Annotated in this window: 27 protein-coding genes and 1 pseudogene; 12 read left to right on the top strand and 16 right to left on the bottom strand. The window is 61.1% G+C overall.

What is annotated here, in order from left to right; all coding sequences use genetic code 11:
• The first annotated feature begins 23 nt into the window (after nt 1–23).
• The 4 genes from ACSQ17_RS19025 to ACSQ17_RS19010 all read left to right on the top strand — a co-directional run bounded on the left by ACSQ17_RS19025 (nt 24) and on the right by ACSQ17_RS19010 (nt 3645).
• Nucleotides 24–851: a methyl-accepting chemotaxis protein gene (locus ACSQ17_RS19025; RefSeq protein ID WP_436070518.1), complete on the top strand. Its 828-nt coding sequence runs from the start codon at nt 24–26 to the stop codon at nt 849–851.
• A gap of 62 nt (nt 852–913) precedes the next feature.
• Nucleotides 914–1762, top strand: a complete 849-nt coding sequence (locus ACSQ17_RS19020) for a substrate-binding periplasmic protein (protein WP_436070113.1) — start codon at nt 914–916, stop codon at nt 1760–1762.
• A 70-nt stretch (nt 1763–1832) separates the two neighbouring features.
• Entirely contained in the window at nt 1833–2558 is a 726-nt protein-coding gene (locus tag ACSQ17_RS19015) for a 1-acylglycerol-3-phosphate O-acyltransferase (protein WP_436070112.1), read from the top strand.
• 115 nt (nt 2559–2673) lie between these two features.
• On the top strand, nt 2674–3645 hold the full coding sequence (locus ACSQ17_RS19010) for a magnesium and cobalt transport protein CorA (RefSeq protein ID WP_436070111.1): 972 nt from the start codon (nt 2674–2676) through the stop codon (nt 3643–3645).
• 117 nt (nt 3646–3762) lie between these two features.
• Here ACSQ17_RS19010 and ACSQ17_RS19005 read toward each other — a convergent pair whose 3' ends face one another.
• On the bottom strand, nt 3763–4491 hold the full coding sequence (locus ACSQ17_RS19005; RefSeq protein WP_436070110.1) for an amidotransferase: 729 nt from the start codon (nt 4489–4491) through the stop codon (nt 3763–3765).
• Nucleotides 4492–4746: 255 nt separating this feature from the next.
• On the opposite strand from ACSQ17_RS19005, the gene ACSQ17_RS19000 reads away from it, so the two are divergent.
• The gene (locus tag ACSQ17_RS19000; RefSeq protein WP_436070109.1) at nt 4747–4881 is read left to right on the top strand and encodes a hypothetical protein; all 135 of its coding nucleotides are present in this window, start codon (nt 4747–4749) and stop codon (nt 4879–4881) included.
• A 28-nt stretch (nt 4882–4909) separates the two neighbouring features.
• Nucleotides 4910–5107, top strand: a complete 198-nt coding sequence (gene ptrC / locus ACSQ17_RS18995; protein WP_233684469.1) for a type III secretion system co-regulatory protein PtrC — start codon at nt 4910–4912, stop codon at nt 5105–5107.
• A gap of 16 nt (nt 5108–5123) precedes the next feature.
• Here the strand turns inward: ptrC and ACSQ17_RS18990 are convergent.
• From ACSQ17_RS18990 to ACSQ17_RS18975, 4 genes and pseudogenes are all read right to left on the bottom strand, one after another.
• Nucleotides 5124–5357 (bottom strand): annotated as a pseudogene (locus tag ACSQ17_RS18990) (lysozyme inhibitor LprI family protein); the annotation flags it as partial.
• Between the two features lie 15 nt (nt 5358–5372).
• Nucleotides 5373–5525, bottom strand: a complete 153-nt coding sequence (locus ACSQ17_RS18985; RefSeq protein ID WP_436070108.1) for a hypothetical protein — start codon at nt 5523–5525, stop codon at nt 5373–5375.
• Nucleotides 5526–5820: 295 nt separating this feature from the next.
• Nucleotides 5821–7965, bottom strand: a complete 2145-nt coding sequence (locus tag ACSQ17_RS18980) for a 3-hydroxyacyl-CoA dehydrogenase NAD-binding domain-containing protein (protein WP_436070107.1) — start codon at nt 7963–7965, stop codon at nt 5821–5823.
• A gap of 93 nt (nt 7966–8058) precedes the next feature.
• Nucleotides 8059–9264, bottom strand: a complete 1206-nt coding sequence (locus ACSQ17_RS18975; protein WP_170048917.1) for an acetyl-CoA C-acetyltransferase — start codon at nt 9262–9264, stop codon at nt 8059–8061.
• A gap of 674 nt (nt 9265–9938) precedes the next feature.
• Here ACSQ17_RS18975 and ACSQ17_RS18970 point away from each other — a divergent pair.
• Together ACSQ17_RS18970 and ACSQ17_RS18965 are read left to right on the top strand one after the other, a co-directional pair.
• Nucleotides 9939–10298: a rhodanese-like domain-containing protein gene (locus ACSQ17_RS18970; protein WP_436070106.1), complete on the top strand. Its 360-nt coding sequence runs from the start codon at nt 9939–9941 to the stop codon at nt 10296–10298.
• Nucleotides 10295–11104 (top strand): c-type cytochrome, encoded by an 810-nt coding sequence (locus tag ACSQ17_RS18965; RefSeq protein WP_436070105.1) that lies wholly within the window; start codon nt 10295–10297, stop codon nt 11102–11104. The genes ACSQ17_RS18970 and ACSQ17_RS18965 overlap by 4 nt, the downstream gene beginning before the upstream one ends.
• Before the next feature lie 985 nt (nt 11105–12089).
• Here ACSQ17_RS18965 and ACSQ17_RS18960 read toward each other — a convergent pair.
• From ACSQ17_RS18960 to ACSQ17_RS18925, 8 genes are all read right to left on the bottom strand, one after another.
• Nucleotides 12090–12887, bottom strand: coding sequence for a transglutaminase family protein (locus tag ACSQ17_RS18960; protein WP_436070104.1), 798 nt, complete (start codon nt 12885–12887; stop codon nt 12090–12092).
• Entirely contained in the window at nt 12884–13834 is a 951-nt protein-coding gene (locus ACSQ17_RS18955) for an alpha-E domain-containing protein (protein ID WP_160084806.1), read from the bottom strand. The genes ACSQ17_RS18960 and ACSQ17_RS18955 overlap by 4 nt, the downstream gene beginning before the upstream one ends.
• Nucleotides 13835–13836: 2 nt before the next feature.
• A complete protein-coding gene (locus ACSQ17_RS18950; RefSeq protein WP_282875581.1) occupies nt 13837–15246 on the bottom strand; it encodes a circularly permuted type 2 ATP-grasp protein in 1410 nt (469 codons plus the stop codon).
• A 262-nt stretch (nt 15247–15508) separates the two neighbouring features.
• A complete protein-coding gene (locus ACSQ17_RS18945; RefSeq protein WP_436070103.1) occupies nt 15509–16216 on the bottom strand; it encodes a type 1 glutamine amidotransferase in 708 nt (235 codons plus the stop codon).
• A gap of 254 nt (nt 16217–16470) precedes the next feature.
• On the bottom strand, nt 16471–16806 hold the full coding sequence (locus ACSQ17_RS18940) for a ribonuclease E inhibitor RraB (protein WP_436070102.1): 336 nt from the start codon (nt 16804–16806) through the stop codon (nt 16471–16473).
• A gap of 430 nt (nt 16807–17236) precedes the next feature.
• Complete coding sequence (locus ACSQ17_RS18935) at nt 17237–17998, bottom strand: SDR family oxidoreductase (protein ID WP_436070101.1); 762 nt, start codon at nt 17996–17998, stop codon at nt 17237–17239.
• Entirely contained in the window at nt 17998–18927 is a 930-nt protein-coding gene (locus ACSQ17_RS18930) for an alpha/beta hydrolase (protein ID WP_436070100.1), read from the bottom strand. Before ACSQ17_RS18930 ends, ACSQ17_RS18935 begins: the two co-directional genes overlap by 1 nt.
• Nucleotides 18911–20386 carry a flavin-containing monooxygenase gene (locus ACSQ17_RS18925; protein ID WP_436070099.1) on the bottom strand — a complete coding sequence of 492 codons (1476 nt, stop codon included), beginning with the start codon at nt 20384–20386 and terminating at the stop codon, nt 18911–18913. Before ACSQ17_RS18925 ends, ACSQ17_RS18930 begins: the two co-directional genes overlap by 17 nt.
• Before the next feature lie 170 nt (nt 20387–20556).
• Between ACSQ17_RS18925 and ACSQ17_RS18920 the strand changes: the two genes are divergently transcribed.
• From ACSQ17_RS18920 to ACSQ17_RS18905, 4 genes are all read left to right on the top strand, one after another.
• Nucleotides 20557–21528: an AraC family transcriptional regulator gene (locus ACSQ17_RS18920; protein ID WP_436070517.1), complete on the top strand. Its 972-nt coding sequence runs from the start codon at nt 20557–20559 to the stop codon at nt 21526–21528.
• A gap of 141 nt (nt 21529–21669) precedes the next feature.
• On the top strand, nt 21670–23112 hold the full coding sequence (locus ACSQ17_RS18915; protein ID WP_436070098.1) for a methyl-accepting chemotaxis protein: 1443 nt from the start codon (nt 21670–21672) through the stop codon (nt 23110–23112).
• A gap of 98 nt (nt 23113–23210) precedes the next feature.
• Entirely contained in the window at nt 23211–24098 is an 888-nt protein-coding gene (locus ACSQ17_RS18910; RefSeq protein WP_436070097.1) for a DNA-3-methyladenine glycosylase family protein, read from the top strand.
• A 6-nt stretch (nt 24099–24104) separates the two neighbouring features.
• Nucleotides 24105–24602 (top strand): methylated-DNA--[protein]-cysteine S-methyltransferase, encoded by a 498-nt coding sequence (locus ACSQ17_RS18905; protein ID WP_436070096.1) that lies wholly within the window; start codon nt 24105–24107, stop codon nt 24600–24602.
• A 94-nt stretch (nt 24603–24696) separates the two neighbouring features.
• Here ACSQ17_RS18905 and ACSQ17_RS18900 read toward each other — a convergent pair whose 3' ends face one another.
• From ACSQ17_RS18900 to ACSQ17_RS18890, 3 genes are all read right to left on the bottom strand, one after another.
• Nucleotides 24697–24888 carry a PLDc N-terminal domain-containing protein gene (locus tag ACSQ17_RS18900; RefSeq protein WP_090247827.1) on the bottom strand — a complete coding sequence of 64 codons (192 nt, stop codon included), beginning with the start codon at nt 24886–24888 and terminating at the stop codon, nt 24697–24699.
• 75 nt (nt 24889–24963) lie between these two features.
• Entirely contained in the window at nt 24964–25512 is a 549-nt protein-coding gene (locus ACSQ17_RS18895; RefSeq protein ID WP_436070095.1) for an acireductone dioxygenase, read from the bottom strand.
• A 58-nt stretch (nt 25513–25570) separates the two neighbouring features.
• Nucleotides 25571–26722, bottom strand: a complete 1152-nt coding sequence (locus ACSQ17_RS18890) for an MFS transporter (RefSeq protein WP_436070094.1) — start codon at nt 26720–26722, stop codon at nt 25571–25573.
• Nucleotides 26723–26742 lie beyond the last annotated feature (20 nt).

The following is a 26742-nucleotide window of genomic DNA, read 5'->3' as shown; positions in this document are numbered from 1 at the left end:
TGCAGAGCCTGATCAGCGAGGTAATGGGCAGCTCCAGACAGGTACGCGAAAGCACCACTCTGACCTCCAGCGAGGCCAACCAGGCCGCCAATCGCCTGCAACAACAATTGCAGGAGCTGGATCAACTGGCCACCGCCATGCAGGAAATGGCCTCCACCGCCGAAGAAGTCGCGCGCAATGCCCAGGCCGCCGCGCAAGCCGCCATTGCCGCCAATGAAGAAACGGAAAACGGCGTACGTGTAGTCTCGCGCTCGACCGAGGCGATCAAGAACCTGGCCGAGGAAATGGACGAGACCAGCCATGCCATCAACGAGCTGGCCAAACTCAGTCACAACATCGAGTCGATTCTCTCGGTGATCACCAGCATTGCCGACCAGACCAACCTGCTCGCCCTCAACGCCGCCATCGAAGCCGCCCGCGCCGGGGAGTCCGGTCGTGGTTTTGCCGTGGTCGCCGATGAAGTGCGCTCACTGGCCTCGCGCACCCAGCAGTCGACTCAGGAAATCCGCCAGATGATCGACCAGTTGCAATCCGGGGTGAAACAGGCCGAGTCGCGCATGCAGCAAAGCCGTGACACCGCCAGCAAGACCGCCGAAGATGCAGGGGCCGCCAACGACATGCTCGGACGCATTCGTGACGCGATCACCCGGATCAACGACATGAACCTGCAGATCGCCACCGCCGCCGAGCAGCAAAGCGCCACTACCGAGGAAATCAACCGCAACACCACCAACATTCGCGACATCAGCCATGAGGTTGCCGCAGGGGCCGAAGAACAGGTGCGCCAATGCGCGGTGATGGTTGATCAGGTGGGCCAACAGGATCACTTGCTCGGTCGCTTCAAGGTCTGACTTTCCATACATCAGGCTGCGCCTCGCCGCGCAGCCAGCGCCAACCGATAAGGAGATTGGGCATGCGCATACTCGTAGCGTGGCTACTGTATCTGGCCGTACAGGGTACGGCCCTGGCACAGACGCCCATCAGTGTTACGGTACTGTGTGACGCCAGTTATCCACCCTACAGCTATGCCGAAAACGGTGAAGCCAAGGGCCTGTACAGCGACATTCTTCGTGCAGCCTTTGCCCGCATGCCGGGTTATCGCGTCAGCATCCGTCCAGTGCCCTGGCCACGCGGCCTGGCGGCCCTGGAGAAAGGCACGGCTTTCGCCCTGTTCCCACCCTATTACCGCCCCGTTGAACGGCCGTGGATGGATTACTCGCGGCCAATTCTGGAGGAAAGCGTGGTGGCCTTCGTGCGCAGCGAACTGGCCCAGCAACGGGCCATCGAAGACTTCCCGGCGGCATATGCGGGGCTGCGCATTGGCCTCAATCGGGGCTTCAACATCATCGCCGCACCCGATTACAAACGCATGCTGGCCGCAGGCCAGGTGCAGCAGAGCTACGCCAGCGACAACCGCACCAATCTGTTGCAACTCAAACGTCAGCGCATCGACGTGTACATCAACGATCGCCTGTCGATCCTCTGGGAACTGCAACAGATGCGCGATCAACACCTGCTGGGCAATACCGGGCTGGACTGGCTGGTCGAAGGACCAAGGCTGTCCAGCGAGCATGGTCACCTGGGCTATACCCGGCTCAACCCACAGGCCTATCCCTATAAGCAGGATTTTATGCAGCGTCTGGATCAGGTACTGCTGGACCTTGAAGCGGATGGCAGCATCGCTCGCCTGGCCGCTCACTACAGTGCCCTCGACCTGCGCCCGGGCATCGGCATGGGCCACACAAACGGCAACAACCTCTGATCGGCATCAATTGCTGAAAGCAGTGCACGCCCGTACACTGCGCGCCTTTTTCCTATGACGGGCGTACCAAATGCTTTTTCTTCTGCGCATGCTGGCGATGGGCGTGCACTTTATCCTCGCTGGCATCCTGGGCCTGTTGCTCGGCATCTGCCGCCCGTTCAACCCCGACAACAGCCGTCTGTGCGCCCGCCTCTACAGCGTACCGGCACAATGGCTGCTGCGCTGGAAGCTCAAGACCGACGTACAACCGCTGCGTGATCATCAACGCGCCTGCGTGATCGTGGCCAACCACCAATCCAACTACGACCTCTATGTGCTCGGCCGCGTAGTGCCCGAGCGCACTGTGAGCATCGGCAAGAAAAGCCTGAAATGGGTGCCCTTCTTCGGCCAGCTCTATTGGCTGGCCGGCAACGTGCTGCTCGACCGCGGCAACGCGATTCGCGCCAAGCAGGCCATGCTCACCACCACCGACACCCTTAAGCACAAGGACACCTCGATTTGGGTGTTCCCTGAAGGCACGCGCAACCTGGGCAAAGGCCTGTTGCCGTTCAAAAAAGGCGCCTTTCAGATGGCGATTGCTGCTGGTGTGCCGATTATCCCGGTGTGTGTCAGCACCTACGTCAACCATATCCAGCTCAACCGCTGGAACAGCGGCGATATCATGATCCGCTCGCTGCCAGCCATCCCTACCGCCGGCCTGAGCCAGGAGGATCTGCCTCAGCTGATCGAAACCTGCCGCGCGCAAATGCAGCAATGCATCGAGGCCATGGATCAGCAGTTGACGCAGCGCGCCTGAGCATTACCCGCTGCCCATAAGCCCAGCCCTCGTGCTGGGCTTTTTATTGGCATTCACACCGAGCACGGCGAAGCCGCTAAGCTGCGTGCTGAAACCAGCCAATAAGGGACGCATCATGGGTCGAGTGGTTGCCGCCGCTGTTTACAGCAAGGGGCTGAAAATCAGCAATATCAGCCTTGATGAGGGCAAGCAGTGGGCGAAAAAGCCCGGCCACTTTGTCTGGATCGGCCTGCACGACCCCGGCAGCGAGGAGCTGAGCAACCTGCAGCGGCAATTCGACCTGCATGAGCTGGCGCTGGAAGACGCCCTGCAGCGGCACACCCGGCCCAAGTTGGAGACCTTTGGCGATGCCCTGTTTCTGGTGCTCTATTCGCCCATTCGCGCCAATGGCGAGCTGACCTTTGTCGAAACCCAGCTGTTTGCCGGCAGTGGCTACATCATCAGCGCGCGCTACGGTGAGTCGGCGCCCTACTCGCAGGTACGCCAGCGCTGCGAGGCACGCCCGCTGCTGCTTGAGCACGGCGAAGATTTCGTGCTCTACGCCTTGCTCAGCTTCGTCATCGAGAACTACCGCCCGCTGATGGACAGCTACCACAGCGAACTTGAGGAGGTTGAGCAGCAGGTGCTCAAGCACCCGCTCAGTCAGGCCGATGTCGAGCGCATCCAGGGCCTGCGCCGCGACCTGCTGCGTCTGCGCCGCTATATCGGGCCGCTGGCGGAAATCTGCCAGGAACTGCAACGCCTGGACTTCCCGTTTATCGACAAGAACATGCGCCCCTACTTCCGCGACGTGGCGATTCACGTCAACCGTCTGCTGGAAGACCTTACCGCCCTGCGCGAAATGGCCGACCACGCCATCGAGATCGGCCTGCTGCTGGAGTCGTCCCGGCAAAGCGTTACCCAGCGCAAGTTCGCCGCCTGGGCAGCGATCCTCGCCTTCCCCACGGCAGTGGCCGGCATCTACGGGATGAACTTTCAGAACATGCCCGAGCTGACATGGCAGTACGGCTATTTCGCCGTACTCGGTGTCATCACCACCGGCTGCATCAGCCTGTATGCCAGCTTCAAGCATTACGGCTGGTTATAAAAAATCGCCTGGAACGATTTTTAACAGCGCAAATTGGTAGTCCAGAGACTGGCGGCCATGGATAGCACGCCATAAAAAAGCCCGGTCACTGACCGGGCTTTCTGCATCCACCAACGCTTACTCGGAAAGGCCGGCGCGACCGTGGGCGACAAAGCGCATCATCCACTCGGCGACCATGTGGCCCTGGTGATCATGCTGCAGGCTGTCAACGCCGCGGGTGTAGGCCGGCTCGCCGATATGTTGCTGACGCAGGTCAAGCAACGCACGCGAGTAGTCATGCACAAACTCGGGATGGCCCTGGAAGCACAGCACCTGGTCGCCGATGCAGTAGGAGGCAATCGGGCAGAACTCACTGCTGGCCAGCAAGGTCGCGTTTTCCGGCAGTTGAGTCACCTGGTCCTGGTGGCTGATCAGCAGCGTCAGGTCTTCCAGATCCGGGCTCATCCAGGCCGTCTTGTTCTCCATACGGTACTGATGGATACCCACGCCCCAGCCTTGCACGGCGCGTTCGGCCTTGCCGCCCAGCAACAGCGCCAACAGCTGATGCCCGAAGCACACCCCCAGCAACTTGTCGCCACGGGCATAACGCTCCAGCAGGTAGGTTTTCAGCGTCTGGATCCAGGCGTCGCTGCCAAAGGAATCTGCCTTGCTGCCCGTCACCAGATACGCATCGTAGCGCTCGCTGTCCGGCGGGTAATGCCCCTCCATCACGTTGTACACCTTGAACTCGGCAGCAATCGGCTGACGGGCGAACAATTGCTCGAACATACGGCCATAACTGTCGTATTGATCGACCAATTCAGGGCGAAGAACATCGGTTTCCAGGATGCAGATCTGCAGCGGCATATGGGCGGTTACCTAGGGCGCAGGAGGGTTGTTTTTCCAGCGCGCAAGCGTGCCTGCTGACAGCTTGCATGGCAATAGTTCTGGGCCCAACCCGACCAATTACCCGCGGCTTCTGCGCCCGTTTTAACAACCCGGCATGCGGACCATCAGCGCCCTCGATAGTCACCATAAGCACCATTCACGTCTGTCGATAACGGCACAGGCCGATGATCTGGCCATCGGGCACTGCGCCCCACTCCAGAAGAGGACACTCCCATGACCAGTTTCTCCGCCATCGCCAGCCTGCTGGCCGCCTCAGCCTTCAACAGCAACCACAGCGCCAGCAGCATTCGGCAGGCGCAACAGGTGCAGACCACTCAACAGCGCGCCACCCAGCGCACCGGCCAATAACAGCGCCATCAGCCTCAGGAGAATCGCCATGAGCATCGCCCAAACACTGAGCAACCAGAACGTCTACGGCGTGACCTACGCCACGGTCGACAGCAGTGGCATCCACTTCGAGTCCGAACTGGCCATTGCGTTGGGCGACGGCAGCCTGGCCACCCTGCGCATGCCCACCCAACTGAGCGAGCGTCAGGCCATCCAGCAACTGGTTTGCGGCCGCCAGGCGTGCTGAAAACCGCTCAAGCTGATTATTGCGCGGGCGCCGGCCAGCTGAGATCGCCTTCTTCACAGATGGCCAGCTGTTCCAGTTCCTTGACCCGCGCAGCGGTTTTTTGCGCGAGGCAACCGTTAAGCACCATCGGATAAGCCGAACCGCCCTCGACTGACGCTGACTCGAACGCGCAAGCCAGATCACGGAACTTGATCCAGGCCAGCTGCACCTCCTTGAGCTGCTGCTTCTGCCCATCATCCAGACGCTTGCGGTAATCGCTGTAGAGCTAATTCAGGCGTTTGTCCTGAATGGCATAGTCCGCCGCCGCGCACTGATTGAGGCTGAACTGATCCATGGCATTGGCGCAGTCATCGGCCCACAGCGGCGTGGCCAGCAAACCCAGACTGATTGTCAGCACACTGCTTGATACGAACCTCATAACGCCTCCCTTACGCCACACCGTCGTGGCCGTTGCAGCAGTCTAGCGCTGTAGCCATAAACAGGCTCTGTACTCAATCATCCAAGGACCGTCTGTAGGGTGCGCCATGCGCACCGGTATTTATATGCCCCATGCAGATGAAAAATCGCGTGTGCGCACAGCGCACCCTACGGATCCAGGCCATACCGTGCCAGGCGTCGATGGCTACAAAGGCAGCACGCTACGGGTGTATCGCCATAAAAAAACCGGCTCACAGTGAGCCGGTTTTCAGTACCTCAGCTTTAACGCGGTGGCGTTAGAAACTTTCGTTTTTCGCCGCTTTTTCCAGCAACAGCGCCGGCGGCAGGAAGCGCTCGCCGTACTGCTCAGCCAGGTACTGGGCGCGGGCAACGAAGTCCTGCACCCCGTACTGGTTGATAAACTGCAGCGCACCGCCGGTCCAGGCTGCAAAGCCGATGCCCATGATCGAGCCGATGTTGGCATCGGCTACCGACTTGAGCACGCCCTCTTCCACGCAGCGCACGGTTTCGATGGCCTGGATAAACAGGATGCGATCACGCACGTCGAGCTGCGATATCTGCGCATCGCCCTTCTCGAAACGCGCCTTGAGTTCCGGCCACAGGTGCTTCTTGCCGCCCGCCGGGTAATCGTAGAAGCCCGCACCTGCCGCCTTGCCCGGCCGCTTGTACTCGTTGAGCATCATGTCGATCACCGCAAAGGCCGGGTGCTCGGGAATCTGCTTGCCTTCGGCAGCGAGGTCCTTGATGGTCTGCTGACGGATATGGTTCATCAGGCTCATCGACACTTCATCGCTGATCGCCAGCGGGCCAACCGGCATGCCGGCCTTGCGCGCTTCGTTCTCGATCATCGCCGCGCTCACGCCCTCACCCAACATGGCCAGGCCTTCATTGGTGAAGGTGCCGAACACGCGAGAGGTGAAGAAGCCGCGGCTGTCGTTGACCACGATCGGGGTCTTCTTGATCTGCATCACGTAGTCGAAGCCACGCGCCAGGGTCTCGTCGCTGGTGTGCTCGCCCTTGATGATTTCCACCAACGGCATCTTGTCCACCGGGCTGAAGAAATGCAGGCCGATAAATTTATCCTGCTTCTGCACGGCAGTGGCCAGGCCGGTGATTGGCAGGGTCGAGGTGTTGGATGCAATCACCGCGTCGCTCAGCGCTGCACGCTCGGCCGCTGCGGTGACATTGGCCTTGAGGTCACGATCCTCGAATACCGCTTCGATAATCAGGTCGCAGCCTTCAAAATCAGCATCACTGGCCGTGGGTTTGATCCGCGCCAGAATGCCATCGCGTTTCTCGGCGCTCATCTGGCCACGGCCGACCTTTTTCTCCAGCAGTTTGGCCGAGTAGCTCTTGCCCTTCTCAGCCGCTTCGATGGAGATGTCCTTGAGCACCACCTCGATACCGGCGACGGCCGACACATAGGCAATACCGGCGCCCATCATGCCAGCACCGAGTACGCCGACCTTCTTGGTCACATAGGGTTCGAAGCCTTGCGGGCGCGAGCCGCCGGCGTTGATTTCATTGAGCTGGAACCAGAAGGTGCCAATCATGTTCTTCGCCACCTGGCCGGTGGTCAGCTCGGTGAAGTAACGCGCTTCGATGATCTGCGCGGTGTCGAAGTCGACCTGCGCGCCCTCAACGGCGGCGCACATGATCTTCTCCGGCGCCGGGAAGCAGCCCTTGGTCTTGTCACGCAGCACGCTTGGCGCGATAGCCAGCATCTGCGCCACATTCGGGCTGGACGGTGTACCGCCGGGAATCTTGTAGCCTTTCACATCCCACGGCTGCACAGCCGTCGGGTTGGCGGCGATAAAGGCGCGCGCCTTGGCCAGCAGGTCATCGCTGTCACTGGCCAGTTCATGGATCAGGCCGGCTTTGAGCGCCGCATCAGGACGCACCTTCTTGCCTTCGGCCAGGTACGGCAGGGCTTTTTCCAGGCCGAGGATGCGCACCATGCGCACCACCCCGCCGCCGCCCGGCAGCAGGCCGAGGGTCACTTCCGGCAAACCGAGCTGGATGCTGGAGTTGTTCAGGGCGATACGGTGATGGCAGGCCAGGGCAATTTCCCAGCCGCCGCCCAGGGCCGCGCCATTGATCGCAGCAACCACCGGTTTACCGAGGCATTCCAGGCGACGCAGTTGGCCCTTGATGTTGAGGATCATCTGGTAGAAGCCTGGCGCGTCGGCTTTGGTGACCTTAATCAGTTCATTGAGGTCGCCGCCGGCGAAGAAGGTTTTCTTCGCTGAGGTGAGGATGACCCCGGCAATGGAATCCTTCTCGGCCTCCAGGCGGTCAACAATCTTGCCCATGGCTTCGCGGTACACCGCGTTCATGGTGTTGGCGCTCTGGCCGGGCATGTCCATGGTCAGAACGACGATATTGTCCTGGCCTTTTTCGTAACGGATGGCGTCAGTCATTTTTCTTGTTCCCGTAAATTCTTGTGCCGTCCGACCTGTAGGAGCGAGCTTGCTCGCGATCAGGGTCGTGACGAATCGCCAGCAAGCTGGCTCCTACACACGCTCAATAATCGTGGCAATACCCATACCGCCACCCACGCACAGGGTGGCCAAGCCATAGCGCAGCTTGCGCTTCTCCAGCTCGTCAATCAGGGTGCCAAGAATGGCGCAACCGGTTGCACCCAGCGGGTGACCCATGGCAATGGAACCGCCGTTGACATTGACCTTGTCCTCGCTGACGCCCATGTCCTTCATAAACTTCATCACTACCGAAGCGAATGCTTCGTTGACCTCGAACAGGTCGATGTCATTGACGTTCAGCCCCGCCTTGGCCAGCGCCTTGCGGGTGGCCGGCGCCGGGCCGGTGAGCATGATGGTCGGGTCGGTGCTGGTCACGGCAGTGGCGACGATGCGCGCGCGCGGCTTCAAGCCCAGTTCTTTGCCTTTGGCCTCGGAGCCGATCAACATCAGGGCAGAGCCATCGACGATGCCGGAACTGTTGCCCGGCGTGTGCACGTGGTTGATCTGCTCAACATGGCTGTAGACGCGCAGCGCGGTGCTGTCGAAGCCCATCTGGCCCATCATCTCGAAGCTTGGCTTGAGCTTGCCCAGGCCTTCGAGGGTGGATTCGCCACGGATAAATTCGTCGTGGTCGAGCAGCACGATGCCGTTCTGATCGGCCACCGGAATCAGCGATTTGCTGAATGAGCCATCTTTGCTGGCGCGGGCGGCTTTTTGCTGCGAGCGCAGGGCAAAGCTGTCGACGTCGGTGCGGCTAAAACCTTCAAGGGTGGCGATCAGATCGGCGCCAATACCCTGCGGAGTGAAGTGGGTGTGCATATTGGTCGCCGGGTCCATCACCCAAGCGCCGCCATCGGAGCCCATGGGAATGCGCGACATCGACTCGACGCCGCCAACCACCACCAGGTCCTCAAAACCGGAACGCACCTTCATCGCACCGAGGTTCACCGCTTCCAGGCCCGAGGCGCAGAAACGGTTGAGTTGCACGCCCGACACGCTGACATCCCAATCGGCGACCATTGCGGCCGTTTTGGCAATGTCCGCGCCTTGATCACCCACCGGCGTTACACAGCCGAGCACGATGTCATCGACCTGGCTGGTGTCCAGGTTATTGCGCGCTTGCAGCGCCTTGAGCAGGCCGGCGATCAGGTCGACAGGCTTGACGCTGTAAAGCGCGCCGTCCTTCTTGCCCTTGCCGCGGGGCGTGCGCACGGCATCGAAAATATATGCTTCGGTCATGGCGTCCTCAGACCTCCAATGGAGGGTGGCTGATGGCGCAGGTGAGGCCCGCGCCTGTTTTTGTTGAGTGGGGCTACCATACGCCGAGCCGAAGTAGTCTCAATGACCGAAGTGCTCAGGCCTATTGACCGCTCAGCTCAGACAAACGGTCAATCACTGGACGAAGGCCCACAAGCGCGTCTAGCTCAAGGGGCGCTTGCCTGTTGCAGGCCCCGCGTCATAACCGCTGGCAACTAGCCCACGCACCTTAGTAATCAAGGCGTCTATAGCCAGGTGCTGCACGCCCCTACAGTTGAATCAAGCCACCGGCAAATAGAGCGCAGGTCGGCTGTTGTAGGCGTCGTCGCCGGGTTTTGCCGGGACGGCTTGAATGATCAACACGAGGCGTGGCGTCGCATCCGCACATTACGCAGGACAGCGACGACCACCCGCAAAAAACAACAAGGCCAACCGCCATGTTCAATCCAGTGAAAATGCGTCAGGCAGGCATGATCGTGTTTGCCACCACCGTCATTCTGATTCTTCCCAACCTGACCCGTTTGGTCAGTTAACCCCCTGACTTCCTGCCCTGCCTGCCACCGTGGAGTGAGCCGGCAGCGGCAGCGCAACCTCTACAAATGCGTGCAAAGCAGCGCCTGTGCTAGGGTGATTTCAATCACCCCAAGGAGCACACCATGCGCACACTATTTGCCACCCTCGGCCTGCTGGTCAGCCTGCCTCTGCTGGCCGGCGAAGCCGAACTCAGCGCCGCCGTTGTCGCCCTGCAATCACCGGAAAGCGTGCTGATCGATGTGCGTACCGCCGATGAATTCGCCGCCGGCGCACTGCCAGGTGCAGAGCAGATCGACCATGAACAGATCGCCAGCCGCATCAGCGCTCTTGCCCCGGACAAGGACACCCCCATCGTGCTGTATTGCCGCAGCGGCCGCCGCTCCAGCATCGCCGAAGAAAGCCTGCGCGCCATGGGCTACAGCAACCTGATCAACGCGGGCGGCTATGACGAACTGAAACTGGCCCTGGAGTCGCAGGATTGAACACACGCACCCTCGCTATCGCCCTGCTCGCCCTCTTACCCTTCACTCACCTGCACGCCGCCGAACTGACCCTGGAACTGGGCAACGGCAGCCAGCGCCTGAGCAGCGCCCAACTGCTCGCCCACCCACAGGCGCAAACCATCGAAATTCGCGACGACGTCAGCTACAAACGCAACATGCACTACCGCGCCGTGCCGTTGGCTGTGCTGCTGGAAGGTGTACAACCAGGCGATCACCTGCAACTGGTGGCCAGCGACGGCTTTGCCGCCGAACTGTCTGCGGCTCCTGCACTCAGCCAAACCGCCAGCCAAGCCTGGCTGGCCATCGAAGACCCAGCACAACCCTGGCCCGCACTGGGCAACGGCAAACCCAGCGCCGGGCCGTTCTACCTGGTCTGGCAAAACCCAGCCGCCAGCCAGATCGGCCCCGAACAATGGCCGTTTCAACTGGCCAGCATCCGCAAACTCGCCCCGGTAGCGCAGCGCTTCCCACAACTGCTGCCAGCGGCCGACGCCAGTCCGGCGGTGCAGGCCGGTTTTGCCCAATACCAGAAGAACTGCATGGCCTGCCACCGCCTGAATGGCGCAGGCGACTCGCAATTCGGCCCGGACCTGAATATCCCGCATAACCCGACCGAGTATTTCAGTGGCGACTTTTTAACCCGCTATATCCGCGACCCGCAAAGCTTGCGGCGCTGGCCACAAGGCAAGATGCCGGGGTTTGCGGTTGAGGTGTTGAGTGATAAGGAATTGGGGGAGTTGGTTGAGTACTTCGGGCATATGGTGGGGAGGAAGGTGCAGCCTTGAGGGCTTCACGGAGGGTGGCAACAGGTCTTTTCCTCTAGCGCCGTTTCACAAAACATCTTGATCGACTGGACTAACGCTTTTCGCCTTTACGGCGAGTCACTTTCTCTTGCTTCGCACAAGAGAAAGTAACCAAAGAGAATGCGCCCCTGCATCCGGGTTTCGCTGCGCTTCACTGATTCGCTTCGCTCACCCTTCGGGCCAGCCTGCGGCTGTTACTGCGCTTCGCTTCGTTTCCCTCGCTCCGGTATTGCTCCGGGGGCCGGCGTACATGGGCCGTCCCTGGCCCATTACGCCTCTCGCCGCATCCATGCGGCTCGTCCCCCTACGCAACACCTCCACTCGGCCTCCTGACGGGGATTTTGCGCACGCATCCGAGATATGTGTTTAGAAACCGAAATGCTTAAAACCCTTGTCCGTAGGATGGGTTGAGCAACGCGATACCCATTAAATTATCGTGGTGAACGATGTGCTGTTCCTTTTGGTTAATACCCACAAAACTCGCAGACGACGCCAAATGCCCCTTCAGGAGGGTGAACAGAATCGTTGTGGAGGGGGTTGAGCGACATGGATGTCGCGAGAGCCGCGATGGGCCAGGGATGGCCCTTCGCGGCGGGCCCCTGGAACAACGATGGAGTGAACGAACCCTGCCGCAGGCAGGGCCGGATGTCGGGGCAAGCGTTTTTGGTTACTTTTTCCGCGACTGGAAAAAGTGACTCGCCCGTAAGGGGCGAAACCCGAACTAAAGCCGGCCGCCAAAAATGAACCGCACAGCGATCCCTAAAAGCACCAGCAGGCACAACAGTGCAACGGCGACCACCGCTTGGTGGGTTACGTGGCGCTCAATCTCCGAGCTGAACCATCAATCTCGGATCAGCGCCACTAACCCACCCTACGAAGCAGGCTTCATTCAATACCGGCGTCCTACGCCATTGAAAAGCCCTCTCCCCAACCCTCTCCCGCAAGCGGGCAGAGGGACTTTAAGCGCCTACTGGTGTTGCACCCGCACCAGCGGTGCAACCTCCACCTGCGCATGCATCTGCTCAATGCCACCACCCCGTCGCATACCACGCACCGGACAGGCGTCGAGATAATCCAGGCCCACGGCCAACTTCAAATGCCGCTCCGGTTTGGCCAGGCAATTGGTCACGTCAAAGCTGTACCAAGCGTCATCCAACCAGGCTTCGGCCCAGGCGTGGCTGGCCAGATGGTCTTCGCTGTCGGTAAACAGATAACCCGACACATAACGCGCTGGAACGCCCAGGCTGCGCGCGCAGGCCAGGAAGGCGTGAGCGTGATCCTGACAGACGCCCTTGCCGCCGGCGAAGGCTTCACTGGCGCTGGTTTCCACGGCGGTGCTGCCCGGCTGGTAACGGATATGCGCATTCAACGCATGCATCAGGTCGATCAGGCCGCTGCGGTCCGGGCGGCTGCGGCTTTGCAGTTTGGCAAACTCGCGCAGGGCTTCGTCGGCCTCGGTCAGGCGGGTAAAGCGCAGAAACGGCAGCGCCGACTGGCTTTCGTGCTCGGCTTCGCGCGCTTCGTCGATTTCCACCTGACCACGGGCGCCGATAACGATGGATTCGTGCGGTTCATCCATGGTCAGCACATGCAGGATATTGCCGTAGGGGTCGAGCTGCGCGCGCACCGGGCGCGGCAGGGTCAATTCCCAACTGAGTACCTGCTGGCGCTCGCTGTCGTGCGGGGTCATGCGCAGGTACTGGATGCTGGTGCGCACCTGGTCTTCATAGTGATAGGTAGTGTCGTGGCTGATTGACAGTCTCATGCGACCTCCAGGTAGGAGCTTTGGATGGCTTGGCCCAGCTGGCGAACCAGCAGGATGAAATCGGTGAGCCAGGCGTGCAGGCCCTCGTCGAGTACTTCTTCGATGCTGGTATAGCGCAGCCGCGCTTCCAGTTCGGCGGCCAGGCGCTGGGCCGGGCGGCCGTTGTCGCCAGGCAGGCTGGCGAGCATCAGGCTCAATTCGTCCATGCAGGCGCGCAGCGAGCGCGGTACATCGGCACGTAGCAGCAGCAGTTCGGAGACTTTGCGCGTACCGGGCGAGCCACGGTATATCTCGGCAAACGCCTCGAACGAGGACAGCGCACGCAGCAGCGCAGTCCATTGGTAGTAGCTACGTGCCGGTCGGCCGTCGACTTCGTCAATGTCCTCGCCAAGCATTTCATAGCGCGCATCGAGCAGGCGCAAGGTGTTGTCGGCGCGCTCGATAAAGGTGCCCAGACGGATAAAGCGATACGGGTCGCCGCGCATGATGGTGCCGAAGGTAGCGCCACGGAACAGGTGCGAGCGCTCCTTGACCCATTCGCAGAAACGGCTGATGCCGTAGCGACTCAGGCCTTGCTGCGCGATGCCGTGGATTTCCAGCCAGGTGGCGTTGATGTTTTCCCACATGTCAGCAGTGATCCGCCCGCGCACGGCATGGGCGTTGCTGCGCGCGGCCTGCAGGCAGCAGTAGATGCTCGCGGGGTTCGTTGCATCAAGGGCGAAGAAGTGCAGCATGCGCTCGGCGTGCAGCGGGCCGTGGCGCTCCAGGTAATCATCCAGGGTGCCGGTAATCAGCAGCGGCAGAGCCAGTTCTTCCAGGCCATCGCCACGGCCGTCCTGCGGCATCAGCGACAGCGAGTAGCTGACTTCAAGCATGCGCGCGAGGTTTTCCGCGCGCTCCAGGTAGCGCGACATCCAGTACAGATCAGAGGCAGTTCTTGAAAGCATGGTTAGTCCTCCACCACCCAGGTGTCTTTGGTGCCGCCACCTTGGGACGAGTTGACCACCAGCGAGCCTTCGCGCAGCGCGACGCGGGTCAGGCCGCCGGGGACGATGCGGGTTTCCTTGCCGGACAGCACGAACGGCCGCAGATCGATATGCCGAGGCGCGATGCCGCGCTCAACAAAGGTCGGGCAGGTCGACAGACACAGGGTCGGTTGGGCGATATAGGCCTCGGGGCGGGCAATCAGGCGGGCGCGGAAGTCTTCGATCTCAGCCTTGGTGGCTGCCGGTCCGACCAGCATGCCGTAACCGCCGGAGCCCTGGGTTTCCTTGACCACCAGCTGTTCCAAGTTGGCCAGCACGTGGGACAACTCGGCCGGTTTGCGGCACTGGAAGGTCGGCACGTTTTTCAGGATCGGCTCTTCGCTGAGGTAGAAGCGGATCATGTCGTCGACATAGGGGTAGATCGATTTGTCGTCCGCCACCCCGGTGCCGATGGCATTGGCCAGCACCACGTTGCCGCTGCGGTAGCAGGCCAGCAGGCCGGGCACGCCGAGCATGGAGTCGGGGTTGAAAGCCAATGGATCAAGGAAGGCGTCGTCGAGGCGGCGGTAGACCACATCCACCTGCTTGGCCCCGGCGGTGGTGCGCATAAACAGCTTGTCGTCGCGCACAAAAAGATCCGCGCCTTCGACCAGCTCCACACCCATTTCGCGGGAGAGAAAGGCGTGCTCGAAATAGGCGCTGTTGAAGCGCCCCGGCGTCAGCACCACAACGTTGGGGTTATCCAGCGGACTGGAGGACTTCAGAGTATCGAGCAGCAGATTCGGGTAGTGATCAATCGGTGCCACACGCTGGGCGGCGAACAGCTCGGGGAACAGACGCATCATCATCTTGCGGTCTTCGAGCATGTAGCTGACGCCGCTCGGGGTGCGCAGGTTGTCTTCCAGCACGTAGTAGCTGCCGTCGCCATCGCGCACCAGGTCGACCCCGGCGATATGGGCGTAGAGGTCGCGGTGCAGGTTAAGGCCCTGCATGGCGATCTGGTAACCCTCGTTGGCCAGCACCTGCTCAGCGGGCACGATGCCGGCCTTGATGATGCGCTGATCGTGGTAGAGGTCGGCAAGGAACATGTTCAGCGCCTGCACGCGCTGGATGCAGCCGCGTTCGACGATGCGCCATTCGCTGGCAGGGATGCTGCGCGGGATGATGTCGAACGGGATCAGCCGCTCGGTGCCCTGGTCGTCGCCATACAGGGTGAAGGTGATACCGGCGCGGTGAAACAGCAGGTCGGCTTCCCGGCGGCGCTGGGCCAGCAGTTCATCCGGCGTATCCGCTAACCAGCGGGCAAACGCTTGGTAGTGCGGGCGGACAGCGCCACTCGCGTCGTACATCTCGTCATAAAAGGTGCGGACCATGCCGTACTCCTTGTCACCCGGACATGGAGACAGCTCTGCAAGGCCCGCGCCATACAATAAAAATGTTTTAAATCAGCAACTTGAGTATTGGTGAGGCGAGCAACGCACCAAGCCGGGGCGCCTTGATGACCGCCAGGTCGCAGGGCGCGCCATTTTAAGGCGGGCATCCTGGCCAAAGCACCGTAGGGTGGATAACGCTTTTTTACCCACCGCACGGCAACCACTGGTGGATGGGTAAAGCGTCATCCGCCCTACACGAGCATCAGAGCTCGGCCAGTTGCAGCCAGTGACGATAGAAGCCTTCGGCCACGCGGTTCAGTTCGGCGACTTTGGCGGGCAACTGGTCGAGCATCTGCGCCCTGCTCTGCTGGCTGGGTTGGCTGTCATCCAGCAGGTAATGCCAGTCGCCGAGCCACTGGCGCACCAGGGCTTCGTCCATTTCCGGGTGGCCTTGCAGGGCCAGGACTTTATCGCCCCAGGCAAACGCCTGGTTGCGGCACCAGGGGCTGCTAAGCAAGGGCTGGGCGCCCTCGGGGATGGCAAAGCTGTCGCCATGCCATTGGAAGACCGGGAACTGTTCAGGCAAGTGCTGCAACCAGGGGCTGGGCGCCGCCTGATCGAGGCGAGTCAGCGGCTGCCAGCCGCTTTCGGTGTAGGGCATGCGGCTGATTTCCGCGCCCAGCGCCTTGGCCAGCAGCTGGCCACCCAGGCAGTGGCCGATCAGCGGAATATCGCGGCGGATAAAATGCTGCAGCGCCGTCACTTCGGTGGCCAGCCAGGGCAGCGGATCGTTGACGCTCATCGGCCCCCCCATGATTGCCACGGCCTTGGGGCGGTCGAGGTCGATGCCATCCAGCTCACCCAGATCCGCGCGCAGCACGGTAAATGCGTGGCCGGCCTGCTCCAGCACCTTGCCCAGGTGGGCCGACGGGCAGTAATCAATGTGGGTAAAAATCAGGATGTCGGTCATGCGCCAAGTCTGAAGCAAAGCGCAGGTTGGGGTCGAGGGGCGATTGCTTAGGGAACGTTGTAGCCAAATAGAAATGAAACGGGCCAGCTTATGGCCGGCCCGCGTTTGGATTGCAGAACCTGTTTACGATCTCGCGAGCTAGAGCCATGCAAGACAAAAGCAGGCGAGGAAGCGGAGTTTACGGCTGTAAATGAGCATTCCGAACCTGTTTTTAACGCAGCAGGGCCGACGCGCAGCAGACCGTAGACAGGTTCTCAGGGCTGTCTCACCTCCTGGGTTACACCCCACCCATCCAGTTTGCCGCCCAGCGGCGCCACGACCGACTCCAGGTCATGCTCGAAGTCACCAATACCGTGGTATGTCGCAAACATTACTTTACTGACTTGCAGGTGCCAGGCACCGTCATCACGCTCTGTCACCAGGGCGTGTAAGGATTCACCTCGAAATTTGCGGGTGGCCATGCGGGCCCGCTCCTCGTCCGGGAAAATGGCGTAGAACTCGATGGGGTGGAAGCTGGCAAAGTCGAAGCCACCTTCCTTCATCCGCCGTAAAACCCCGTTACTGACATCATCGTGCAAGGCTGTGCTCATGAAGTGACCTCCTCAGGCGATGGACAAATTTACAGGACGCTAAAGAACCAACTGGGTGTCGATGCTGCAGTGCTACGACCTGTTAAACGCTTTCCCATTGCTACCGCCAGAGCTTCAGCGGTGTCGCGGCACCGGTTGCAGTGCCGCCCGAGAATCAAGCGGTGTGCTGCTTGATGTGTCATAAGCCAGACCTGAAACCAGGGCTGGTCAACGCAGGCTTGTGCAGAACGCACAAGCCGGAAGCGTTAGTTGCAGACTAGTCCTATCGCGCGCGGTTTGCCCAGCGAAATAACCAACTCAGCGAATCTCAAGTGTCGCGGCTAAAGCCCCTCCCACGGTTTAGCATCAGGCCCATGTTGTGGGAGGCGCTTTAGCGGCGAGCTTCGAGGCCAGCAGGATTCATGGACAGCCATGAGCTACGAGTAGGCACTTATTCGCGGCTTAGCCAGGCCATGATGCGCCGGGTCAACCAGGCCGGGGTTATTTGCCCGAACCAGTACAGCAGTTTGAACTGCAGGCTGATCGGCCGGTGAACCTTGTGCTGCCTCGCCTGCGCCCAGGCGGCCTCGGCCACACGCTCAGGCCCCAGATTGACACCCAGCCGCCCCAGCACCGGTGCCTGGAAACGCTGATTATTGAGCATCGGCGTGCTGACAAACGGCGGCATCAGATCACCGACACGAATGCCGTGCTTGGCCCATTCCAGCTCCAGCGCCTCAGTCAGCCCGCGCACAGCGAACTTGGAGGCCGAGTAACTGGCCATATGCGGCACGCCATACAGCCCGGATGCCGAGCCCATATTGATCACCTGGGCGTCGGGCGTGGCTTTTAGATAGGGAAACGTCGCGTGAGTCATGTTCAGCAGGCCCAGCACGTTGATCTGCTGGATGCGCGCATGCTCGCTTAGCTCGATATCTTCGAAATTCCCACACTGCAAAATCCCGGCGCTGTTGAACAGCAGGCGCAACTGACCACCATGCAGGGCGCAGAAGTCTGCCAGGGCGACCTTGACCGCTGCCGGGTCGGTGACATCCAGTTCGGCATGCCAGACGTTACCCAACTCGCCTGCCAGCTTGGCCAACGCCTGATGGTTGATATCAAGCAAGCCGACCTGCCAGCCGTGCTGATGAAACAACCTGGCGGTGGCCGCGCCGATGCCAGAAGCGGCACCGGTGATCAGAATGTTGTTCATCAACAACCTCGCTCACGCAGAAAGCTCACCACTTCGGCCAGGGCAAAATCCGCCGCCTTGAGCATGCCGGCGTGGGCCTGGAACACGTGCCATAAGTCCGGGTAACGCTGCAGACGCACATCCACACCGGCTGCCTTGGCCTTGTCGGCAAAACGCAGGCTGTCGTTACGCAGGATTTCATCTTCACCCACCTGAATCAGCAGCGGAGCCAAACCGTGCAGGTCAGCAAACTGCGGCGATAAACCGGGATCGTCATGGGCCAATTCGGCCGGGCAATACAGCGCCAGCGCCTGCTCCACCCACTTACGATGGATCAGCGGGTCACCGGCGGGCGGCTCGTGTAGCTGGGTGCCGGTAAAGTCGGTGACTGGGGAGAAACACACCAGCGCCGCCGGTTGCGGCAGCCCTTGGTCACGCAGGCGCAGGCTGGTGATCAGGCTCAGATTGCCGCCGGCCGAATCGCCGCCGATCACAATCTGCTCGGGCTTGTAGCCTAGTTTTATCAACTCCTGAAACGCAGCCAGGGCATCCTCGCGGGCCGCCGGGTATTGATGCTCTGGGGACAACCGGTAATCCAGCGCACACACATCCATCTGCCCGCGTTTAGCCAGGTTGGAGCAGATCGCCCGGTGGGTATTCGGCCCGCCGATCAGATAAGCCCCGCCATGCAGGTACAACAGCACCGTGCCGCGACCACCCTGCGGTTTATGCCATTCACAGGGTCGCCCACCCAGGGTGCCAACACTGCGGGTGATACCGCGTGGCGTCGGGCTCACTGCCGTCAGCAGACGTAGCACCGCACGCTGGCCGGCAATTGGCATCGGCGGACGCACCAAGCCACGAAACAGCAGGCGCAGGCTGGTACGCAAAACGCTGCGCAGCAGCGCCTGATCAGCGGCAGGGGCAGTAAATTCAGCGGGTGCATTCATAGTCATCGGGCTCCGGTGCGCGAGTCTGCTGGCGATAGGTAAAGGTGTAGCCCGGCCAGTTATTGGTGCTTTTGCCGGAGGCGGTTTTGTACCAGCTTGAGCAGCCCTGCTCCCATATCGTTCGATGTGAGCGATCCTGAATCTGCTGGTTGAAGCGCTGCTGCACGCTGGCCTTCACATCCAGATAACGGCCACCCTGCTGACGCAGCAGCGCGAGGCAGCCCAGCACATAGCGGAACTGGCTTTCCAGCATGTAAATGATCGAGTTATGCCCCAGGTTGGTATTGGGACCGTAAAGGATAAACAGGTTGGGAAAACCACTGACGCTAATGCCCTTGTACGCCTCGGCCCCGTCGCGCCAGGCCTGGTTCAGCTCCAACCCGTTGAGCCCGCGAATCTGCATCGGCGCAAGAAAATCCGTGGCAGCAAAGCCGGTGCCGTAGATCAGCACATCGCACGGGTGCTCGCGGCCATCGGCGGTGATGATTGCCGTCTCGCTGACGCGGCTGATCGCCTCGCTGACCACCGTCACGTTGGGCTGCGCCAGAGCTGGCAGGTAGTCATTGCTGATCAGGATGCGCTTGCAGCCCATAGGGTAGTTCGGCTGCAGCTTCGCGCGCAGTTGCGGGTCGCGGATATGCTGCTTGAGGTGGCGCTCGAAGCTGAAGCGAAACAGCTTCATCAGCCACGGCATGCTGATAAACGCCAGGCCGCGCACCTCGTGCTGCACATACTTGAAGCCACGGTCGAGTCGCTGCAACCAAGGCAAACGCCGCACCAACGCCAGCTCCCAGGGCCGATAGGCACGATCCGGCTTGGGCAACACATAGGCCGCCGAGCGTTGAAACAACTTGAGCTCGGCCACCTGCGGCTGAATCTGCGGGACAAACTGAATCGCCGAAGCGCCGGTGCCGATGACCGCCACACGCTTATCGGTCAGGTTCAGATCATGCCGCCAGCGTGCCGAGTGGAATACCTCACCGGCAAACTGCTCGACGCCCGGTAACGTCGGATAAGCCGGCTGATTGAGCTGGCCGCAGGCGCTGATCAGCACCTCGGCGCAGAGTTCCTCACCCGTGCTCAGGGTCACCCGCCACAACGCTGCCGCCGCATCGAAAACCGCCGAGGCCACTTCGGCATTGCAACGAATGCGCGAGCGCAGCTGGTACTTGGCCACGCAATGCAACATGTAGCCGTGGATTTCCGCCTGAGGCGCGTACGTGCGGCTCCAGTCGGTTTTCGGTTCAAAGGAGAATGAATACAGGTGCGACGGCACATCGCAGGCCGCCCCCGGGTAGCTGTTGTCACGCCAGGTACCGCCGACTTCTGCCGCTTTTTCCAGCAGCAGGAAATCTTCGATACCGGCCTTCTGTAACTGAATGGCCATGCCCAGGCCGCCAAAGCCGCTGCCGATAATCAGCACGCGCGGAGCGGCCTGATTCTGGGAAGTGTTGTGCATTGTTATATCCCCAACCGCAAACAGTGCGGATGCCAGGATGCTACTTGCCTGCCACCTGGCACGTTATGGCATAGTCGGCCAATCGATTGTGACTTTCGGACAAATCAGCGGATAACGGTATGCCAGCCATCCCCTACTCACTGCCACGACGCAGCATTACCAGTGCGCAACTGCTGACCCAGTTAGGCCTCGATCACGGTTTGAGTGTCGAGCAGTGCCTGCGCCACACCGGCCTCAGCCCCCTGCAACTGGCCGAGTTGCACAGTGAAATCGAAGGTGCGCAGGAACTGCAACTGATCTGCAACTTGATCGAAGCCCTGCCCACACAGGACGACCTCGGCCTGCAAGCCGGCCTGCGTTACCAACTGACCACCTATGGCATCTGGGGTTACGCCCTGCTCAGCAGTCAGAGCTTCCGCCAGGCTGCCGACCTGGGCCTGCGCTACCTGGACCTGACTTTTGCCTTTAATCGCATCAGCTTGCGTGAAGACGCCGATCAGGCGCATCTGCAGCTAGACGGTAGCCATTTGCCGGATCAGGTGCGCGACTTTCTCCTGCTGCGCGACACCGTGGCGGTGATGGTGATTCAACGCGAACTGACCGGCAACCGCATGCCCCTGGATCGCGTGCAACTGAGCATGCCGGCGCCGGCTGACACTGCACGCTTTATCGAGCAATTCGGCCTGCTGCCGGAGTTTGCCTGCGCAGAAAACCGCATCAGCTTTTCCCGTCACCTGCTTGATCTGCCCCTGCCCCGCGCCAATCCGCACAGCGCTCAGCTCTGCGAACAGCAATGCCAGGCCCTGCTGGCCAAACGTCAGGTGCGCAGCGGTCTGGCCGGGCAGATTCGTGATCGCCTGTTGAGTACACCGGGTCGGCTGGCCGATATGGAAGTCATCGCCAGCGAGCTGAATATCAGCAGCCGTACCCTGCGCCGTCGCCTGGAAGAGCAAGGCAGCAGCTTTCGCCAGTTACAGGAAGAAGTGCGTCAGGCCCTGGCCGAGGAACTGCTGGCTATCGCCAGCCTGAGCCAGGAGGAGATTGCCGAGCGCCTGGGCTACAGCGAGGTGTCGAATTTCCTGCATGCCTTCAAACGCTGGAAAGGCCAGACGCCTGGGCAATACCGCCAGACACTGGGCTGAATAACGCGACTGACAAGTCGTCGGGCGACGCAGCAGATAACTGGCACTTTGCCATTTCATCCGCCAAATTGGCGCTTTCCACCCTCAAGCCAGCGGCCATATGCGCCGATACTGCTGTACAACCTACTGACTGGAGTTTTCATGCGACAGGGTTTCCTTGGGCAGTTCCTGCCACATGATTTGACCGACCAGGCCAGCATTCTGTTGGCCCGTACCCTCGCCTTCAGCGGCTTGTGCAGCGTGGTCATTGGCCTGTACAGCTGCATCAAGTGGGGCCGCCTGGGCAACGACGCACTGATGTATGGCTCGCTGCTGCTGGTGCTGGGCATGCCGCTGATGCTGCTGGTACTGCGCAGTGCCATGCTGCCGCTGGCTGTGGCAGCCAATATGGCGCTGGCCAGCATGGCCAGTTACTCGATGCTGCTGATCTACCAATTGGGCGGCCTGCATTCGGCACATATCTACTGGCCGGCAGTGATTATCGTCTTCGCCTACCTGTTGGCCGGCACCCGCAGCGCCATGGTCTGGAGCCTGGTGCAGGCGCTGTTCGTGTTCTGGCTGATTCGCCTGGAACGCAGCGGCGCCAGTCTGCCGGTGTTCGAACTGAGCCCACGGGATGCCGCCGTCAACACCTACTCGGGCTACATCCTGCCAGTGCTGACCGTGTGGCTGGCACAGTGGTACAGCGCGAAACTGCGTAACCAGGCGCTGGCCGATGCCGAACAGGCACTCAATGAATCCCGCGAGTTCGGTCAACGCGCCGCACGTAATCAGGATCAGCTCGGCGGCATCGTCGATGAAGTGCGCAACACCGCCAGCGACCTGTTGCAGATGGCTGGCCAGTTGCAGCAGACCCTCAGCGGTATTCGCCAACGCTGCCAGAGCATCGACACCGATGTGCAACAGCAGGCCGACGCCATGCACCAGCTGGATCTGGCCCTGCATGAAGTGCTCGACAGCCTCGCCTCCAGCACCGGCCATATGCAGCAGCTCAGCCAGGACACCCAGCACAGCAGCAGCCAGGTGAATGCCTGCGCACAACGTATGGAAGATGCCCAGGCCAGCATGCAGGCCATCCAGCAGAGTAACCAGCGCATTGCCGAATCCATGCAGATGATCAGCGCCATCGCCCAACAAACCAACCTGCTGGCGCTTAACGCGGCCATCGAAGCCGCCCGCGCGGGTGATCATGGCCGCGGCTTTGCGGTGGTCGCCGACGAGGTGCGTAACCTTTCGCAGCGCAGCAACGAAACGGCCGACACCGTACAGAACGTGCTGGGCCAGTCGCAGCAGATCATCGACACCGGGGCCACCCAGGTCAGTGATGTGAGCAGTGCACTGAGCAGCAATGCCGGGCTGACCGACAACCTGTCGCAGTCGATCCTGCAGCACAGCCAGGCACTCACCCATGCCCACCAGCAACTGATGCACGTACGCGACAACAGTGCCGCACAACGCGACGCCAGCCAGCGCCAGCGTGCCGCCAGCGCCGAGCTGCTGCAGGCTCAGGAGTCACTGGTGCAGCTCGGCCAGCAACTGGAACAGCTGTCGCATCAGCTGCATAAGCACGTGGCCAGCGCTTAACTAGCACTTACCCTCTCCCAAACCTGGGAGAGGGTAAACATCAGTTTGAAAGTCAGTTCTGCACTGACAGCCAGCCGAACGGCGGTTATTGTTCGGCCATGAGCCAATCACCACCCCACACCCTACTACTGAGCTACCAGCCGCCCTGGCAGTGGCAACAGTTCCATGCACACTTTGCTTTGCGTGCTTTGGCGGGGGTGGAAAACCTGCAACCGCACAGTTATGCACGCAGCGTGCAACTGGATGGCCAATACGGCTGGCTCCGCGTGCAGCCGCTGGCGGATCAGCACGCCCTGCAACTGGACTACAGCCCATCCCTGCAACCCTGCCTGGCAACACTTACCGCGCGGGTGCGCAAGATGTTTGATCTGGACTGCCAGCCGCAGCAGGTCAGCGCGCACTTTGCCAACGATGCGCAGCTCGGACCGCTGGTTGCGCGTAACCCTGGTTTGCGTTTGCCCACCGCTTTTGAACCCTTCGAGCAGGCCGTGCGCGCCATTGTGGGTCAGCAAGTCACGGTCAAGGCAGCGGTGACCATCACCGGCCGTCTGGTGACTCGCGCAGGCGAGCCGCTGCAGTGTGTCGATGCACCAGAGCTTCAACGGCTGTTCCCCAGTCCAGCAGCCATCGCCGAAGCCAATTTGGATGGCATCGGCATGCCCAGCAAGCGCGTACAGACCTTGCAGCACTTCGCCGCCCAGGTAGCTAGTGGCGATCTGCATCTGGATTTGCGGGACGGCTACACGGCTTTTGTCGAACACCTGTGCGCCCTGCCCGGTATCGGCCCGTGGACGGCGGAATATATTGCCCTGCGCGCCTTTGGCGAGGTCGATGCATTTCCCGCCAGCGACCTGGGCTTGCTCAAGGCGCCGGTGTGGGGGCCAGAAGGCATCGATGCCAAACGACTCAAGGCCCGTGCCGAGGCATGGCGGCCGTGGCGTGCCTATGCCGCCGCGCACCTGTGGCACAACTACTCAGAAGGATGACGCCGGATGTTCTACCGCTACCATGACAGCCCAATTGGTCGCCTGCTGTTGGCCGCTGACGAAACGGGCCTGCAACAACTGCTGATGGATATCGACGACAAGCCCTGGCAGATCGGCGAGCACTGGCGCAGCGCCGCCAATGAACTGGATGAGGTATGCCGGCAACTGGATGAGTATTTCGCCGGGCGTCGGCAGCGCTTCGAAGTGCGCCTGGCGCCGCAAGGCACCGCGTTTCAGCAAGCTGTTTGGCAAGCGCTGCAAACCATCCCGTTTGGCCAAACCAGCTGCTACAGCGCCCTCGCCGCCGAGATCGCACGACCCAAGGCAGTGCGCGCCGTCGGTGCCGCCAATGGCGCCAACCCGATTGCCATCATCATTCCCTGTCATCGGGTGATTGGCCGTGACGGCAGCCTTACCGGTTATGCTGGCGGCCTGCCACGCAAAGCATTGCTGCTCAAACTGGAAGGGGCGCAATTGCCGGAACAGGCGCTGCTGGGGTTGTAGACCCGCCCCTTACAGCCGCCCATGAGCTATGGGACGGGCAGCGTGGCTGGTGGATGGATAAAACGCCATCCACCCGACGCCTGTGTACCAGATCCTAGAACTTGACCGTCCCGCGCGGGCCAAGCAGTGCCCAGATGATCAGACCGATCACCGGCAGCAAGACGATCAGCAAGATCCACAACACCTTGATGCCCGTTTCAGCATTGCTTTTGATGACGCTGAGAATCGCCCAGATATCCAGCGCCAGAATGACCAGACCCAGTAAACCGTTGAACATTGAACCCATAAGGTGTCGCTCCTATGCGAAGGGATCGCTTAAGTAGGATAGACGCTGGGCAGAAGAGTTCAGCCGCTTTACCTATCAGCAGTCGTCCAGCCCGCTAAAGGCAGCAGCAAAATGACCCGCGACAGGCACAAAATCGGGCACCTGCGGGCTATCAAACAGGCGCAGTACGGCAAAGCGTGGATGCTCGCCGCCATCGAACCAGTGCGCCGTAGCGGCGGGCAACAGCAGCAGATCACCCTTCTCGCACAACAGGCTGTAGACGTACTCGCCGATATGCAGCGCCAACAGGCCACGCCCGGCCAGGTAGTAATGCAGGTGAGCCGGCTGACAACATTGCTCCGCACGTAGGCTGCGGGCCAGCTCACTGCCCTCGCCGCGCTCATCACACAGGCTCAGGATCTCGGCGCTGGCATAACCATGTGCGTTCATAAGCTGGTCGATCTGTACGCGGCTGGCAGCCATCAACTCATCGCCGGGTGTGCCGGCCGTGACCGCCTGCTGAACCGGCAGCTGACTGAACTGCACGCCAACAGCCGCCAGGGTGCTGGTGATGTCTTCGGCGTGAGTCAACAGCTTGTTCGGGTGCTCGGGCGAAGACTGGTGGTAGACGGTCAGGCTGCTCATGCTCAGGGCTCTCGTACAGTCGGCTTCAATTCAGCGGTTCAATTCAACAGATAAGGGTTCAGGGCCGCTCATTACGCAGATAGCCTGCGGTGATCGCCGCCGCAGCCAGGGCAATCAGGCTGGCGATGGCAAAGGTCCAGGCGGCGCCCAAGCTGTGCCAGCTGTAGCCGGAGTACAGCGCCCCCAATGCACCACCCACACCCGCCAGCGCGGCGTACAACGCCTGGCCCTGGCCCTGCTGGCGATCAGCAAAGCTGCGCTGGACAAAATGCATGGCTGCCGCGTGAAAGCTGCCAAAGGTCGCGGCATGCATCAGTTGCGCAAACAGCAGCACCGGCAGATGCCCAGCCAGATTGCCCAACAACAGCCAACGCACGGCGGTAATCAGAAAACTCGCCAGCAGCACGGTACGCAGGGAATAGCGCGCCAGCAACCTGGCCATAAACATAAACAGCACAATCTCGGCCAGCACCCCCAGCGCCCACAGCTGGCCGATCACCCCGCGCGAATAACCCAGCGCTTCCAGGTGCAAACTGAGAAAGGTGTAGTACGGGCCATTGCTCAGTTGCATCAGCCCGGCGCTGAGGTAGAAGGCGAGAATCCCCGGCCGCCGCAGCTGCTGAAGAAAACCGCCCTGCTCCTGAGTATTGGGGCGCATCTGCGGCTGGGCATTGGGCACCCACCAGCTGCTCAGCACGATGCCGCCCATGATCAAAATCAGCGCCCAGGGGTAGGCATCCAGGCTGAGCAGCTCGAACAGCTGGCCCAGCCCCACCACCGCAACGATAAAGCCGATGCTGCCCCACAGGCGGATTTGGCTGTAGCGCGCCGCCTGCTCCTTCAGATGGGCGAAGGTGATCACCTCAAACTGCGGCAATACCGCATGCCAGAAGAACGCATGCAGCGCCATGATCAACGCCAGCCAGGCGTAGCTCTGGCTGATAAAGATGCCGGCAAAACACAGCAGCGTGCACAGCGCGCCAAAGCGCACGATGGCCAGCCGCCGACCGGTGTGGTCGCCCAGCCAGCCCCAGATATTTGGCGCAATGCAGCGCATCAGCATGGGAATGGCGATCAGCTCGCCAATCCGCGCAGCGGAAAATCCCAGGTGATCGAAATACAACGCAAGGAACGGCGCGGTGGCGCCGAGCAGCGAGAAATAGAAGAAGTAGAAGCCGGACAGACGCCAGTACGGCAAAACCGGGCTCATGCTGAACACAAACCCGGCAG

The organism is Pseudomonas sp. LjRoot71 (assembly GCF_964253255.1).
In the GTDB taxonomy this organism is placed as follows: domain Bacteria; phylum Pseudomonadota; class Gammaproteobacteria; order Pseudomonadales; family Pseudomonadaceae; genus Aquipseudomonas.
This window is presented reverse-complemented; position numbering and strand designations above follow the sequence as displayed.